12 protein-coding genes and 1 riboswitch are annotated in these 13,766 nt (G+C 68.7%); of the genes, 3 read left to right on the top strand and 9 right to left on the bottom strand.

Annotation, left to right across the window (positions count from 1 at the left end; translation table 11 throughout):
* Positions 1–60: 60 nt before the first annotated feature.
* Positions 61–1,377, bottom strand: coding sequence for a bifunctional o-acetylhomoserine/o-acetylserine sulfhydrylase (locus ASPU41_RS11880; RefSeq protein ID WP_069951089.1), 1,317 nt, complete (start codon positions 1,375–1,377; stop codon positions 61–63).
* A gap of 63 nt (positions 1,378–1,440) precedes the next feature.
* Positions 1,441–1,556, bottom strand: a riboswitch (SAM riboswitch).
* A gap of 214 nt (positions 1,557–1,770) precedes the next feature.
* Between ASPU41_RS11880 and ASPU41_RS11875 the strand changes: the two genes are divergently transcribed.
* A complete protein-coding gene (locus ASPU41_RS11875) occupies positions 1,771–2,409 on the top strand; it encodes a VOC family protein (protein WP_069951088.1) in 639 nt (212 codons plus the stop codon).
* Positions 2,410–2,569: 160 nt separating this feature from the next.
* Here the strand turns inward: ASPU41_RS11875 and ASPU41_RS11870 are convergent, their stop codons facing one another.
* Positions 2,570–3,343 carry a CPBP family intramembrane glutamic endopeptidase gene (locus ASPU41_RS11870; RefSeq protein ID WP_069951087.1) on the bottom strand — a complete coding sequence of 258 codons (774 nt, stop codon included), beginning with the start codon at positions 3,341–3,343 and terminating at the stop codon, positions 2,570–2,572.
* A gap of 65 nt (positions 3,344–3,408) precedes the next feature.
* Here ASPU41_RS11870 and ASPU41_RS11865 point away from each other — a divergent pair, with 65 nt between their 5' ends.
* Entirely contained in the window at positions 3,409–4,089 is a 681-nt protein-coding gene (locus ASPU41_RS11865) for a histidine phosphatase family protein (protein ID WP_069951086.1), read from the top strand.
* Positions 4,090–4,092: 3 nt separating this feature from the next.
* Here the strand turns inward: ASPU41_RS11865 and hutI are convergent, their stop codons facing one another.
* The 4 genes from hutI to tdh all read right to left on the bottom strand — a co-directional run bounded on the left by hutI (position 4,093) and on the right by tdh (position 8,806).
* Positions 4,093–5,301 (bottom strand): imidazolonepropionase, encoded by a 1,209-nt coding sequence (gene hutI, locus ASPU41_RS11860; RefSeq protein ID WP_069951085.1) that lies wholly within the window; start codon positions 5,299–5,301, stop codon positions 4,093–4,095.
* A gap of 11 nt (positions 5,302–5,312) precedes the next feature.
* Positions 5,313–6,431: an NAD(P)/FAD-dependent oxidoreductase gene (locus ASPU41_RS11855; RefSeq protein WP_069951084.1), complete on the bottom strand. Its 1,119-nt coding sequence runs from the start codon at positions 6,429–6,431 to the stop codon at positions 5,313–5,315.
* Positions 6,432–6,501: 70 nt separating this feature from the next.
* Entirely contained in the window at positions 6,502–7,710 is a 1,209-nt protein-coding gene (locus tag ASPU41_RS11850) for a glycine C-acetyltransferase (RefSeq protein WP_069951083.1), read from the bottom strand.
* Positions 7,711–7,759: 49 nt separating this feature from the next.
* A complete protein-coding gene (gene tdh, locus ASPU41_RS11845) occupies positions 7,760–8,806 on the bottom strand; it encodes an L-threonine 3-dehydrogenase (RefSeq protein WP_069951082.1) in 1,047 nt (348 codons plus the stop codon).
* Between the two features lie 159 nt (positions 8,807–8,965).
* Between tdh and ASPU41_RS11840 the strand changes: the two genes are divergently transcribed.
* Positions 8,966–9,880 (top strand): LysR family transcriptional regulator, encoded by a 915-nt coding sequence (locus tag ASPU41_RS11840; RefSeq protein WP_069951081.1) that lies wholly within the window; start codon positions 8,966–8,968, stop codon positions 9,878–9,880.
* Here the strand turns inward: ASPU41_RS11840 and ASPU41_RS11835 are convergent.
* The 3 genes from ASPU41_RS11835 to gatA form a co-directional block, all read right to left on the bottom strand.
* Positions 9,877–10,521, bottom strand: coding sequence for a hypothetical protein (locus ASPU41_RS11835; protein WP_069951080.1), 645 nt, complete (start codon positions 10,519–10,521; stop codon positions 9,877–9,879). The two genes, ASPU41_RS11840 and ASPU41_RS11835, sit on opposite strands and share 4 nt — an antisense overlap.
* Before the next feature lie 170 nt (positions 10,522–10,691).
* Positions 10,692–12,197: an Asp-tRNA(Asn)/Glu-tRNA(Gln) amidotransferase subunit GatB gene (gene gatB, locus ASPU41_RS11830; protein ID WP_069951079.1), complete on the bottom strand. Its 1,506-nt coding sequence runs from the start codon at positions 12,195–12,197 to the stop codon at positions 10,692–10,694.
* The gene (gatA, locus tag ASPU41_RS11825) at positions 12,197–13,765 is read right to left on the bottom strand and encodes an Asp-tRNA(Asn)/Glu-tRNA(Gln) amidotransferase subunit GatA (RefSeq protein WP_069951078.1); all 1,569 of its coding nucleotides are present in this window, start codon (positions 13,763–13,765) and stop codon (positions 12,197–12,199) included. The genes gatB and gatA overlap by 1 nt, the downstream gene beginning before the upstream one ends.
* Position 13,766 lies beyond the last annotated feature (1 nt).

The raw sequence follows: 13,766 nt of genomic DNA, 5'->3' as shown, positions 1-13,766 counted from the left end.
TAAACGCCTGTCCCGGCACCCGCGCCACAAGGGCGGGGATGCCGGGTGCCGGGAGCTCGCTCAGGCGGTTTTGGCCGCGCGGAATCCGGCGTCAAGGTCGGCGAGGATGTCATCGATGTGCTCCAGGCCCACGGAGAGCCGCACGAGGCCGGGGTTCACGCCGGCCACGGTCTGCTGTTCGGCCGTCAACTGGCTGTGGGTGGTCGACGCCGGGTGGATGACGAGGGAGCGCACGTCGCCGATGTTCGCCACGTGCGAGTGCAGTTCAAGGGCGTCGACGAAGCGCTTTCCGGCCTCGGCTCCCCCGGCGATGTTGAAGGAAACGACGGCGCCGGTCCCCTGGGGACCGTACTTGCGTCCGCGCTCGTACCAGGGGCTGGAGGGCAGCCCGGCGTAGGCGACGGATGCGACGTCGTCCCTGGCCTCGAGCCATCCGGCGACCTTGATGGCGTTCGCGACATGCCGCTCCATGCGCAGGCTCAGCGTCTCGATGCCCTGGGCGATGAGGAAGGCGTTGAACGGGGACACCGCCGATCCGAGGTCGCGCAGGAGCTGGACGCGGGCCTTGAGGATGTAGGCGAGGTTGGCGCCGAGGGCCCCGTCCGCGCCAAGGTCCCGGGCGTAGACCAGGCCGTTGTAGGTGGGGTCGGGGGTGTTGAAACCGGGGAAGCGCGCCGGGTCCTTGCCGAAATCGAAGTTGCCGGAGTCCACGATCACACCCGCGATTGCGGCCCCGTGGCCGCCGAGGTACTTCGTGGCCGAGTGCACCACGATGTCCGCACCCCACTCGATCGGCCGGATCAGGTACGGGGTGGAGAGGGTGTTGTCCACGATCAGCGGGACCCCGGCCTCGTGCGCCACCGCCGAGATGCCCTCGATGTCCAGCACGTCCTGGCGGGGGTTCGAGACGACCTCGCCGAAGAACAGCTTGGTGTTGGGCTGCACGGCCTCACGCCACTGTGCCAGGTTGTCGGGGTCCGCCACGAAGGTGACGGAGATGCCGAACTTCTTCAGCGTATGCGCCAGCAGGTTGTAGGTGCCGCCGTAGAGGCTGGGGCTGGCCACCACGTGGTCGCCGGCCTCGGCGACGTTGAGGATCGCGAAGGTTTCCGCGGCCTGGCCGGAGCTCAGCAGCAGTGCCGCGAGCCCGCCTTCCAGGCTGGCCACGCGCTGCTCCACCGCGTCCTGGGTGGGGTTGCCGATCCGGGTGTAGATGGGAGCCAGTTCGGCCAGGGCGAAGCGGTTGGCGGCGCTCTCGGCGCTGGGGAAGACGAACGACGTCGTCTGGTAGATCGGCAGCGAGCGGGCGCCGGTGGCGCTGTCCGGCTCCTGGCCGGCATGGATCTGGCGGGTTTCGAAGGACCAGGCATTGGACATCGGGACACTCCTCGAGATACCGGGCACAGGCAACCCGGGGCTCGTTGGCCCGGGCCGGCGCTGGCGCCGCGCTTGCCTTCCGGCGGGTGCCGGACGGCCAGGTCCTCACCCGGGGCACCCCACCGCGATACGAGGGTTGCCGGCCAGCAAGCCGGGGCTGTGTGCTGGCACTCATGACCTTGCCCCCAGTCTAGGAACCGGTTCATGGCTGTGGATAGCTTTGTGACGAAGATGAAGTGGGGCGGCCGGCGGGGGCGATGGGGCCCCTGCCGTCCCCCGTTGACTGCCGTTGACAAGGAACGATGCTGGTCCCGGGGCCGTGACATCGGAGATCCCACCACGGTAAGGGGCACCTAAGCTGAGAGCCCCATCACAAAGTGCCAAGATGAAGGCATGCGCATGGATCACGTCTCTTACGCCTGTGAACAAGATGGCCTCGCTGCCACCACCGAACGAATTGCGTCTGCCCTCGGCGTCGAAGCCGTGAAGGGCGGAGTACACCCCAGATTCGGGACCCGCAACATGATTATCCCGCTCGCGGGACACAAATACCTCGAGGTCGTGGAGGTCCTGAACCACCCGGCCTCGGACAAGGCACCCTTCGGCCAGGCCGTCCGTGCACGCTCCGAAGCAGGCGGCGGCTGGATGGGCTGGTGCGTCGAAGTGGACGACCTGGCCCCGTTTGAGGAACGCCTTGGCCGGTCCGCCGTCAGCGGCAACCGCAAGTTCCCCGACGGCCGCGAACTGGTCTGGAAGCAGATCGGCATCCTCGGGCTCATCGCCGATCCCCAGGTCCCGTACATGCTCAAGTGGGAAGGCGATCCGGAACTCCACCCGTCGAAGGCCTACGAGAGCAACGTCAAGATGTCCGCCCTCACGATCGCCGGCTCGGCCGAGCGGGTCACCGAATGGCTCGGTGTTCCGGTCGAAAAGCCGCTCGAAGACGTGGCCGTGAACTGGCTCGCTCCCCGCGGGACACCCGGTATCCTCTCCGTCACGTTCGAGACGGCCTCCGGCGCCGTCACGATCTAGCACTCCACCGCCCCACACTTCGGCCGCCATCAGCGGGTGCCAACGACGTCACCCACCGATGGCGGCCGAAATCTTCTAATACAGGCGACGCGGGGTCACTTCGCGCCCATCCGGAGCCTCCGGATGGGCGCGAAGTGACCCCGCGTTGCGTTGTGCACATTCAGCCCAGGCCGATGGCCTTGCCGAAGAGGCTGAAGCCCACGAAGGCCACGATGTCCAGCACCGAGTGGGCGATCACCAGCGGCATCACCCGCCGGGTTTTGGTGTAGGCCAGCGCGAAGATAACGCCCATGACGGCGTTACCGATGAACGGCCCGAAGCCCTGGTAGAGGTGGTAGCTGCCGCGCAGCATCGAACTGGCGAAGATCGCCAGCGGCAGGCTCCAGCCGAACTTGCCGAGCCGGTCCAGCAGGTAGCCCACCACGATCACCTCCTCGACAATCCCGTGCCGGATCGCGGAGAGCACCAGCACCGGCACTGTCCACCAGTAGGCGTCCAGCGCACTGGGGATAATCGCCGTCGTGATGCCGAGCGCACGGCCTGCGGCATAGAGGCCCAGCGACGGGATGCCGATCAGAGCCGCCAGGCCGAACCCCTGCAGCAGGTCCCTGCCGGGGCGGGCAAAATTGAATCCCAGTTTCCGGAACGCGCTGACGCCGTGGCCGCTGCTTCCGGACGCCCGGTGTTCGGTCAGGAAATAGATCACCAGGACCACCGGCACCAGGGCGAAAACGATATCCAGCAGCTGGTAGGTGAGGTCGAAGTATTCGCGGCTGCTTTGCGAACGGTTCAGGGTGGAGGTCCCCTCCGCCAGCGGCGCCCGGGTCATCTTGTCCAGCAACTGAACGACCGAATACACGGCGGACTGCCCCAGGGACAGGCCCAGGACGATCCAGATTTCTATCCGCAAGCGGCGGCGGGAGGGAACCAGCATGTTCCTATCTTGCCCGGTCTTGTCTTGCCCTGCCTTACAGGCGTTGCCGCCTATGCTTGGGGTTTATGAGTGCGCCCGGGAAAATCATCATGATCCGGCACGGCCAGTCCGCCGCCAACGCCGACACCTCGATCTATAACCGGGTGCCCGATTACCGGATCCCGCTCACCGACCTCGGCATGGAGCAGGCGCGGGCCGCCGGCGAGCAGGTTCGGCGGCTGCTGGACGGCCGCCAGGTCTGTGTGTATGTCTCCCCGTACCTGCGTGCCTACCAGACGCTTGAGGCGCTCAACCTCGGCCCGCTGATCGAGCGGGTGATCGAGGAGCCGCGGCTCCGGGAGCAGGACTGGGCCAACTTCCAGATCGCCGGTGAGATCGAGGACCAGAAGGAACTCCGCAACGCCTACGGCCACTTCTTCTACCGCTTCCGCGAAGGTGAGTCCGGCTCCGATGTCTATGACCGGATCTCCTCCTTCATGGAGACCCTGCACCGCCACTGGTCCAAACCGAGCTACGCCCCGAACGCCCTGTTTGTCACCCACGGGCTCACCATGCGGCTGTTCTGCATGCGCTGGTTCCACTGGTCCGTGGAGTACTTCGAGTCCCTGAACAACCCGGACAACGCCGAGGTCCGCACCCTGTACCGCACCCTGGACGGCAAGTACGAGCTGGACAAGCCGTTCAGCCAGTGGGAGGACCGGCGGGTCGATGAGACGGTGCTGGACGCCCCGCCGATGTTCTTCTGACCGTCAGCGGGCGCGGACGCCCGCGCGCCAGACGGCGTGGGTGAGCGGGATGCCGGGCCGGTAGGCCAGGTGGGTGGCCGAGGGCGCGTTCAGCAGGTGCAGGTCCGCGCGGTGGCCGACGGCGATCGAGCCGACGGCGCGTTCGCCGTCGGCGTCCTTCCCGGACTCCCGGCCCAGGGCCAGGGCGCCGCCGTAGGTCGCGGCGCGCACGGCCTCGTGGACGCTGAGGCGCATCTGGAGCACGGCGGTGGTGACGCAGAACGCCATCGAGCTGGTGTAGGAGGTGCCTGGGTTGCAGTTGGAGGCCAGCGCCACCTGCACGCCGGCGTCGAGCAGTTCCCGGCCCGGTGCCAGCGGCTGGCGGGTGGACAGATCGCAGGCCGGCAGGCACGTGGCCACGGTGCCGCGCCCGGTGCCGGACTCCGCGTCCCAGCCGGACCAGCTGGCCGCGAGGGCACCGACGTCGGCGGCCGAGAGGTAATTCACGTGGTCCACGCTGGCCGCACCGAATTCCACCGCCAGCCGGACTCCGGGTCCTTCACCGAGCTGGTTGCCGTGCACGCGCAGGCCCAGCCCGGCATCCCGGCAGGCCTGGAGCACGCGGCGGGACTGCTCCTCGGTGAAGGCGCCCCGCTCGCAGAAAACATCGGCCCAGCGCACGAACGGCCGCACGGCGGCGAGCATGGGACCGCAGACCAGGTCCGTGTACTGCTCGGCCTCGATCCCCGCAGGCACCAGGTGGGCGCCGAGGTAGGTGACCTCGTCAACCACCGTGGAGGCGATCCGGGCGCTGCGGGCTTCGTTTTCGACGTCCAGGCCGTAGCCGGTCTTGGTCTCGAGGTAGGTGGTGCCCTGCGACACGGCCTCCGCCACCCGGCCCATGGCGAGCCGGGTGAGGTCGAAGTCACCCGTGGCCCGGGTGGCGCCGGTCGTCACGGCGATCCCGCCCGCGCTGTAGCTCTGCCCCGCCATCCGGGCCTCGAACTCGGCGGTCCGGTCGCCGGCGAAGATGAGGTGGGTGTGGGAATCGACCCAGCCCGGGAGCAGGGCGCGGCCGCCGGCATCGACCGACTCGTCGGCGGCCGGCGCGTCCGCCGCCGGCCCGAGCCAGGCGATCCGTTCACCCTCGACCAGCACCGCCGCGTTTTTCAGGACGCGGTGTTCCCGGTCCTGGGTCATCAGCTCGGCGATGTTGGTGATCAGGGTGCTCATGGGTCCATTCTTCAGCGCCGGATGGACCAGCGCGTCGCCGCCAGCGTCTCCGCTGTCCGGGATGCCGGACCGGCCGCCGGTGGAGCGGCATTGGCGGCTCCCTGGCCGGCGAGGATGAGTCCGGCAGCCAGTTCGGCGATGCCGGAGGAGGTCTGGAAGCCGTAACCGCCCTGGCCGGCGAGCCAGAAGAATCCGCGGGCCTCGGCGTCGAATCCCACCACCGGGACGCCGTCGGCGGCTTCGGTCCGCAGCCCGGTCCAGGACTGGCGGACGCCGCGGATGCCCAGGGTGGTGACAGCGTTGAGCCGGGCGACGAGTGCCTCGATGTCGTCCGGGTGCGGCTGCGCGTCCTCGGGTCCGCTCGGCACGGACTCGGAGGGCGAGATGAGGACCTGCTGGCCGTCGCGCCGGAAGTAGAACGACTCGTCCGCTGCGGCCACCATGGGGCTGCTCTCCGGGAGGGGATGGTCGACGTCGACAATCGCCGCGGTGCGCCGGTACGGCTGCAACTGGACCTTCTCGACGCCGCTAAGCACGGCCAGCTCGTCGGCCCAGGCGCCGGCGGCGTTGACCACGACGGCGGACTGGAAGCCTTCCTGCCCGGCGCCGAGTTCCCAGCCGGAGCCGAGGCGCTGGGCCGAGTGGACGCGGGCGCCGGTGATGATATCCACGCCGCCGGCTTCGGCGCGGCGGCGGTGGTCCTCGAGCAGCAGGGGCGCGTCGCAGGCGAAGGAACCGGTGTCCAGGCCGGCGGCGGTGAAGGCATCCGGGCGCAGCGCCGGGCAGAGCTCCACGGCCTCGGCGTGGCTGATCGGCTTCATCTGGCCGCTGGCCTTGTCCCGGACGGCGGCCTCGTCGCCGACCAGCATGAAGCTGCGCGGTGAGAGCACGTGTTCCGCCCGGGCGGCGTCCTGGGCGGCGATCAGTTCGAGGGTCCGGAGGGTGAGCTCCTGGACCACGGGAGGGCCGTAGCTGGGAATCAGTTGCCGGGCCGAGCGCGCCGAGGCGTGGTAGGCCAGGGACTGCTCGGCCTCCACCAGGGCGACGCTGCACTTCCCGGCGAGGGCTGAGGCAAGGGACAGGCCGGCGACACCGCCGCCGACAATCACGACATCGTAATTAGCTGACATGGTCCCATCCTTGCAGACGGAAACGGTTGCTGCGCCGTTTGTGGCACCGCAACCTCGGATCCGGCCCTGCTTAGCCCCCGACGGCTGCCCGGCTGCGCACGAAGGCCTGCACACACGCCTCCACGTCCTCGGCGCTGTGCGCCGCGGAGAGCTGGACGCGGATCCGCGCGGCGCCCCTGGGCACCACCGGGTAGCTGAACGCGGTGACGAAGACGCCGTTGTGCAGCATGGCATCCGCCACCTTGGCGGCCATCACGGCATCGCCGAACATGACCGGGACGATCGCGTGCTCGCCCGGGAGCAGCTCGAAGCCCTCCTCGGTCATCCGGCTCCGGAACAGCCCGGCGTTGGTGAAGAGCCTGCTGCGCAGTTCGCCGGAGTTCTCCACGAGGTCCAGGGCCGTGAGTGTCGCCGCGACGATGGCCGGGGCCAGCGAGTTGGAGAACAGGTACGGGCGGGCCTTCTGGCGGAGCATGGCGACGACTTCGCGGCGGCCGGAGACGTAGCCGCCGGAGGCCCCGCCCAGGGCCTTGCCGAAGGTGCCGGTGTAGATATCCACGCGCTCCGAGACCCCGGCGTGCTCCGGGGTGCCCGCCCCGCTGGCGCCCATAAAGCCGACGGCATGGGAGTCGTCCACCATGACCATGGCATCGTATTTTTCCGCCAGATCACAGATCGCTTCCAGCGGGGCGAGGAAACCGTCCATCGAGAAGACCCCGTCGGTGACGATGATCTTGCGGCGGGCGGGGTTCTCCTGCGTGGTGGCCTCGATCAGCTTCGATTCAAGGTCAGCCATGTCCTGGTTGGCGTAGCGGAAGCGCTGGGCCTTGCAGAGCCGGATGCCGTCGATGATGGAGGCGTGGTTCAGCGCGTCGGAGATGACGGCGTCTTCCGGGCCGAAGAGCGATTCGAACACGCCGCCGTTGGCGTCGAAACAGCTGGAGAACAGGATGGTGTCCTCGGTGCCGAGGAACCTGGAGACGCGTTCCTCGAGGGCCAGGTGCAGGTCCTGGGTGCCGCAGATGAACCGGACGCTGGCCATGCCAAAGCCGCGTTCGTCCATGGCCGACTTGGCGGCGGCGATGATCTCCGGGTGGTCCGCGAGGCCCAGGTAGTTGTTGGCGCAGAAGTTCAGCACCTCGGCGCTTCCCTCGCCGATCTGGCCGGCCTTGATGTGGCTGGCCTGGGGCGAGTCGATGTGCCGCTCCGTTTTGAACAGGCCGGCGCCGCGGATCTCGTCCAGTTCGTGCTGCAACTGGTCCTTGATGGCTGAATACATGGGTTGCGCTCCTCAGCTGGTGGGGGTCGGTGGGCCGAATCGGTGGCGGTTAGAAGCAGGTCCAGTCGAGGACGACCTTGCCGCCCACGCCGGCCCGGGCGATCTCGAAGCCCTTTTCCCAGTCGGTGGCCGGAAGGGTGTCCGTGACGACGGCGGAGATGTTGGCGTGCAGTACCGGGTTGGAGGAGAGCATGGCGCTCATGGCGTACCAGGTCTCGAACATTTCGCGGCCATAGATGCCCTTCAGGGTGAGCATGTGCGTGACCACTTTGCCCCAGTCGATGTCAATGGACTGGCTGGGCAGTCCCAGCATCGCGATCCGGCCGCCGTGGTTCATGTTCTCGATCATCTCAGGCAGTGCCGTGGGGTGTCCCGACATTTCCATGCCGATGTCGAATCCCTCGCGCATGCCAAGTTCGCGCTGGGCGTCCTTGACGCGCATCTTCGAGACGTCGATCGCCAGGTCGACGCCGAGCGTCCGGGCCAGCTCCAGCCGCGGGGCGGACACGTCCGTGATCGCGATCTTGCGGGCCCCGGCGTGGCGGGCGACGGCGATCGCCATCAGTCCGATGGGCCCGGCGCCGGTGATCAGCACGTCCTCCCCGACGAGGGGGAAGCTCAGCGCGGTGTGGACCGCGTTGCCGAACGGGTCGAAGATGGCGCCGAGTTCCGGCGTCACCGAGGGATCCTGGTGCACCCACACGTTCGTCTCGGGAATCACGACGTACTCGGCGAACGCGCCGTCGCGCTGGACCCCGACGCTGACGGTGTGGATGCACATCTGCTTGCGGCCGGCGCGGCAGTTGCGGCAGATGCCGCAGACGATGTGCCCCTCGCCGGAGACGCGGTCCCCGGCCTTGACGTCCAGGACGTCCTCCCCGGTCTCCACGACCTCGCCATAGAACTCGTGGCCGGCGATCAGCGGGGCGTTGATGATGCCCTGCGCCCAGGCGTCCCAGGACTGGATGTGCAGGTCCGTGCCGCAGATCCCGGTCGTCATCACGCGGATCTTGACGTCGCCCGGGCCGGTTTCCGGTTCGGGGCGGTCCACGAGTTCGAATCCCGCGCGGGCACCGGCCTTGTAGAGAGCCTTCATGGGCCTTCCTAACTGTGCCGTTCATCGGACACACTGAGATCCGCTGCCTGGGCAGCTCCTGTGGGACAACTCACCCCATTAGAGCCCCTGCAAAGCGTTAGCACAACCGGATTTTTCTCAATCGACGATTTAGCGTTACCTTGCGCTTAGACTGGCGGCATGGAAATCCACCAGCTGGAAATGCTCCGCGAACTCGGGGCCCTCGGCAGCGTCAAGGCCGTCGCCGAAACCCTGCTCGTCACGCCCTCGGCGGTCTCGCAGCAGCTGGCCGCGCTGCAGAAATCCGTGGAGGTGCCGCTGACCCGCAAGGAGGGCCGGAACTTGGTCCTGACCGAGGCCGGGCAGGTGCTCGCGGACGGCGGGGCCGCCGTCGTCAGTGCCATGGCGGACGCGAGAACCGCGATCGGCGCCTACCACGGCTCCACGGTGGCGCCGGTGACGCTCAGCGGTTTCCACAGCGCAGGGCAGGCCCTGTTCGCCCCGCTCGCCCGGCTGCTGGCCGGGCCGGGGCAGCCGCGGATCCTGCTCTCCGACGAGGACGTGGCCCAGCAGGACTTCCCGGCGCTGACGGCCCGGTATGACCTGGTCCTCGCGCACCGGATGGACCACAGCCCGCGCTGGCCCCAGGAGCGTGTCGCCGTGATCCCGCTCGCGCACGAGCCGCTGGATGTCGCGCTGCCGGCCGGACACCGGCTGGCGGGCCAGCGGGCAGTGACGGCCGACGACGTCGTCGGCGAACCCTGGGTGACCAGCCGCACCGGCTACTCTCCCGCGGACGTGCTCTCCGCCGTCGCGGCCGTCTCCAGCAGGGAGCTGAACATCGTGCACCGGATCAACGACTACTCCACGGTGGCGGCGCTGGTGGCGACCGGCAGCGTGATCGGGCTGCTGCCCCGGTACACCGCGCGGCCGGTGCTGAACCCGGGGATTGTGCTGCGGCCGCTCGAGGGCATCAGCACCCGGCGCCGGATCGACGTCCTGGCCCGTCCGGAGAACCTTAAACGCAGATCGGTCATGATCGTCTGCGAGGCGCTGCAGACGATCATGACCGACTTGGCCGGTGACCGGCGCTAGGGGTTGGGCCCCGCGGCTTTGTCCTTCCAGTGCCCGTTTCCGAGCTGTTTGCCCAATCCGTTGCCCATTCCCTTGCCCCATCCCCTGCCGGGCCCCTGGGCGCCCGGGGCTCCGGCAACTATGTGCCCGGCAGTGACGCCGGACCCTTCCTTGACGCCGGTGATCCGCACCTGGTCCCCGGTCTTGAGGTCCGCGGCGGTGGCGGCAGAGGGCTTGAGCCGCTTGCCCGCGCTCTCTCTCGGCGTGGTGCCGTCTGCAGCAGGCGGGGGTAGAATCCTAATTTTTGTTACGGCGTTGATGGCGTAGACCTGGCTGAAGCCGTCCTCGCTCTTGACGGTGATGGACGAACCGCTGACGGCATCGATGGCGCCCTGCTGCGTCAACCGCGTCTCGAATCCGCCGTCGCCCTTCTTGACCACGCTCTCGCCATGCAGTGGCACGGCACGGTCTTTCTTCCGGGCCTGCCCTTCTCCGGGCGGATTACCGGGTGGCTGCGTCGCCAACGTCGTGGGGCCGGCTATCGGGGTCGCGGACTGTGCGGTGCCGGCCCAGACCGCGGCCGCTCCGGCCCCGGTGAGGGTGAGGACGATGCTGCCCGCCAGGACAACGTTGCGCAGTCCGGTGCGGTGTGGAGTCGCCATTGGTTCGCCCTTCCCCGTGCACCGGCCTGTCATCGGAGCCTCGGGCACCAGCATAGGGCCGGAACGGCCGGCTGAACATGCCCCCCTTAACCCGGCAAGCTCGCAGTTGTTGTCGTCCTGATCGAACAAACAACAATGCGAGCTTGCCGGGGTGGGGCTTAGCGTTCGACTTAGCCTTCGACGCCGAGGCGCTCCAGGATCAGCTCGCGGACGCGGCCGGCGTCGGCCTGTCCGCGGGTCGCCTTCATCACGCCGCCGACGATCGCACCGATGGCCTGGAGTTTGCCGCCGCGGATCTTGTCCGCGACGCCGGGCTGCGCGGCGAGGGCCGCGTCGATGGCTTCGAGCAGGGGGCCGTCATCGGAGACCACGGCGAGGCCGCGCTTGGCCACGATTTCCGCCGGGGTGCCTTCGCCGGCGAGCACGCCGTCGAGGACCTCGGTGGCCATCTTGTTGTTGATCTTGCCGTCCTCGACCATCCGGTTCAGTTCCACGATGGTCGCCGGGGCGACGCCGAGCTGGCCGGGATCGACGTCGGCGATCTTGGCGCGTCCGACGATCTCGCCCATCCACCACTTGCGGGCCACCGTGGCGGTGGCGCCGGCGGCGATGGTTTCCTCAATCTCGTCCATCACGCCGGCGTTGACGACGTCGCGGAACTCCAGGTCGGAGTAGCCCCAGTCGGCCTGCAGGCGCTTGCGGCGGGCGGCGGGCGGCTCGGGCAGCGTGGCCCGGAGTTCCTCTACCCATTCGCGCGAGGCAACGATCGGCACCAGGTCCGGTTCCGGGAAGTAGCGGTAGTCGTCGGCGTCGGACTTCGGCCGGCCCGAGGTCGTGGAGCGGGTGTCCTCATGCCAGTGGCGGGTCTCCTGGATGACCGGCTCGCCGGACTCCAGCACGGCGGCGTGCCGCCGGATCTCGTAGTGCACGGCGTGCTCGACGGCGCGCAGCGAGTTGACGTTTTTCGTCTCGGAGCGGATGCCGAAGCGTTCGCGGCCGTGCGGCCGGAGCGAGACGTTGGCGTCGCAGCGGACGTTGCCGCGTTCCATCTTGGCGTCGGAGACGCCGAGGTTCTTGACGATCTCGCGGACCGCGGCGACGTAGGCCTTGGCCAGCTCGGGCGCGCGGCTGCCGGCGCCCTCGATCGGCTTGGTGACGATCTCGACGAGCGGCACACCGGAGCGGTTGTAGTCCACGAGGGAGTAGTCCGCGCCCTGGATGCGGCCGGTGGCGCCGCCCATGTGGGTCAGCTTGCCGGCGTCCTCCTCCATGTGCGCGCGTTCGATTTCGACGCGGAACATGGTGCCGTCGGAGAGCTCGATGTCCAGGTAGCCGTCATACGCGATCGGCTCATCGTACTGCGAGGTCTGGAAGTTCTTCGGGGTGTCCGGGTAGAAGTAGTTCTTCCGGGCGAAGCGGCATTTCTCGGCGATTTTGCAGTTGAGCGCCAGGCCGATCTTGATCGAGGACTCGATCGCGGTCCGGTTCACCACGGGCAGCACGCCGGGCATCCCGAGGTCCACCTCGTTGACGTTGGTGTTGGGCTCGTCGCCGAAAACGTTCGGGGCGGAGGAGAACATCTTGGTCTTGGTGTTGAGCTCGACGTGGACTTCGAAGCCCAGGACGGGATCGTACTTCTCCATCGCCTCTTCGAAGCTGAGGGTTGCGTCAGACATTAGTGGGAACCTCCGTGGCTCGCGACGGCGTCATTCAGGGCAGGGTCGGCCGTCAGCGAAGGGGCGCGGTCCAGCAGCGGGCCGCCCCACTGCGCCTCAAGCAGGGATTCCAGCACCGCACCGACGCGGTACAGCCGGGCGTCCTGGCGGGCCGGGGCCAGCAGCTGAACGCCGACCGGCAGTCCGTCCTCGTCGGCCAGGCCGCCGGGCAGCGACAGGCCCGGGACGCCGGCCATGTTGGCGGGAATCGTGGCGACGTCGTTGAGGTACATCGCCAGCGGGTCGTTGAGCTTCTCGCCGAGCTTGAACGCCGTGGTGGGCGCCGTCGGGGAGATCAGCACGTCGGCCTTGGCGAACGCGGCGTCGAAGTCGCGCTGGATCAGGGTGCGCACCTTCTGGGCCGAGCCGTAGTAGGCGTCGTAGTAGCCGGCGCTCAGCGCGTAGGTGCCCAGGATGATGCGGCGCTTGACCTCGTCGCCGAAGCCGGCGGCGCGGGTGGCGCCCATGACGCGTTCAATGGTCATCGGGCCGTCCTCGGGCAGCACGCGCAGGCCGTACCGGACGCCGTCGAACTTGGCCAGGTTGGAGGAGGCCTCGGAGGGCATGATCAGGTAGTAGGCGCCCAGGGCGTACTTGAAGTTGGGGCAGGAGACCTCGACGATTTCCGCGCCGGCGCCCCTGAGCAGCTCGAGGGATTCGTTGAAGCGGTTCTCGACGCCGGCCTGGTAGCCCTCGCCGTGGAGTTCCTTGATGATGCCGATCCTCATGCCGCGCACGTTGCCGGTCGACGCGGCGGCCACCAGGTCCTCCAGCGGGTCCGGCAGCGAGGTGGAGTCGTGCGGATCGTGCCCGCCGATGACCTGGTGCAGCAGGGCGGAGTCCAGCACGGTGCGGGAGACCGGGCCGATCTGGTCCAGCGAGGAGGCCATGGCGATGGCGCCGTAGCGGGAGACCCCGCCGTAGGTGGGCTTGACGCCGACCGTGCCGGTGACGGCGCCGGGCTGGCGGATCGAGCCGCCGGTGTCGGTGCCGAGGGCCAGCGGGGCTTCGAAGGCCGCGACGGCGGCTGCGGAGCCTCCGCCGGAACCGCCGGGGATCCGGTCCAGGTCCCAGGGGTTGTGGGTGGGGCCGAAGGCGGAGTGCTCGGTGGAGGAGCCCATCGCGAACTCGTCCAGGTTGGTCTTGCCCAGGATCGGCATCTTCGCGGCGCGCAGGCGCTTGACCACGGTGGCGTCGTACGGGCTGTGCCAGCCTTCGAGGATCTTCGAGCCGGCCGTGGTGGGCTGGCCGACCGTGACGATCAGGTCCTTGACGGCGATCGGCACACCGGCGAGGGCATGGAGCTCCTCGGCAGCGGCGCCGCCGGCGGCGCGGATCGCGTCCACCTCGGCGGCGACGGCGAGCGCCTCGTCCGTGTTGACGTGCAGGAAGGCGTGGACCTTGCCATCGACGGCGGCGATGCGGTCCAGGTGCGCCTGGGTGACCTCGACGGCGGAAACTTCGCGGGCGGCCAGCTTGCCGGCGAGCGCTGCGGCGGAGGAGCGGATCAGTTCGTTGTTCTCAGTCATG

This window comes from Arthrobacter sp. U41, assembly GCF_001750145.1.
Lineage (GTDB): Bacteria > Actinomycetota > Actinomycetes > Actinomycetales > Micrococcaceae > Arthrobacter.
Note: the sequence above shows the minus strand (reverse complement) of the source record. Positions and strands in the feature narration are given on the sequence as shown.

Coding starts and splice junctions, on each gene's coding strand:
- ASPU41_RS11840 (WP_069951081.1), top strand. CDS start 8,966: ATGGAAATCCACCAGCTGGAAATGCTCCGCGAACTCGGGGCCCTCGGC.
- gatB (WP_069951079.1), bottom strand. CDS start 12,197: ATGTCTGACGCAACCCTCAGCTTCGAAGAGGCGATGGAGAAGTACGAT.
- ASPU41_RS11835 (WP_069951080.1), bottom strand. CDS start 10,521: ATGGCGACTCCACACCGCACCGGACTGCGCAACGTTGTCCTGGCGGGC.
- tdh (WP_069951082.1), bottom strand. CDS start 8,806: ATGAAGGCTCTCTACAAGGCCGGTGCCCGCGCGGGATTCGAACTCGTG.
- ASPU41_RS11850 (WP_069951083.1), bottom strand. CDS start 7,710: ATGTATTCAGCCATCAAGGACCAGTTGCAGCACGAACTGGACGAGATC.
- ASPU41_RS11865 (WP_069951086.1), top strand. CDS start 3,409: ATGAGTGCGCCCGGGAAAATCATCATGATCCGGCACGGCCAGTCCGCC.
- ASPU41_RS11880 (WP_069951089.1), bottom strand. CDS start 1,377: ATGTCCAATGCCTGGTCCTTCGAAACCCGCCAGATCCATGCCGGCCAG.
- ASPU41_RS11855 (WP_069951084.1), bottom strand. CDS start 6,431: ATGTCAGCTAATTACGATGTCGTGATTGTCGGCGGCGGTGTCGCCGGC.
- gatA (WP_069951078.1), bottom strand. CDS start 13,765: ATGACTGAGAACAACGAACTGATCCGCTCCTCCGCCGCAGCGCTCGCC.
- hutI (WP_069951085.1), bottom strand. CDS start 5,301: ATGAGCACCCTGATCACCAACATCGCCGAGCTGATGACCCAGGACCGG.
- ASPU41_RS11870 (WP_069951087.1), bottom strand. CDS start 3,343: ATGCTGGTTCCCTCCCGCCGCCGCTTGCGGATAGAAATCTGGATCGTC.
- ASPU41_RS11875 (WP_069951088.1), top strand. CDS start 1,771: ATGCGCATGGATCACGTCTCTTACGCCTGTGAACAAGATGGCCTCGCT.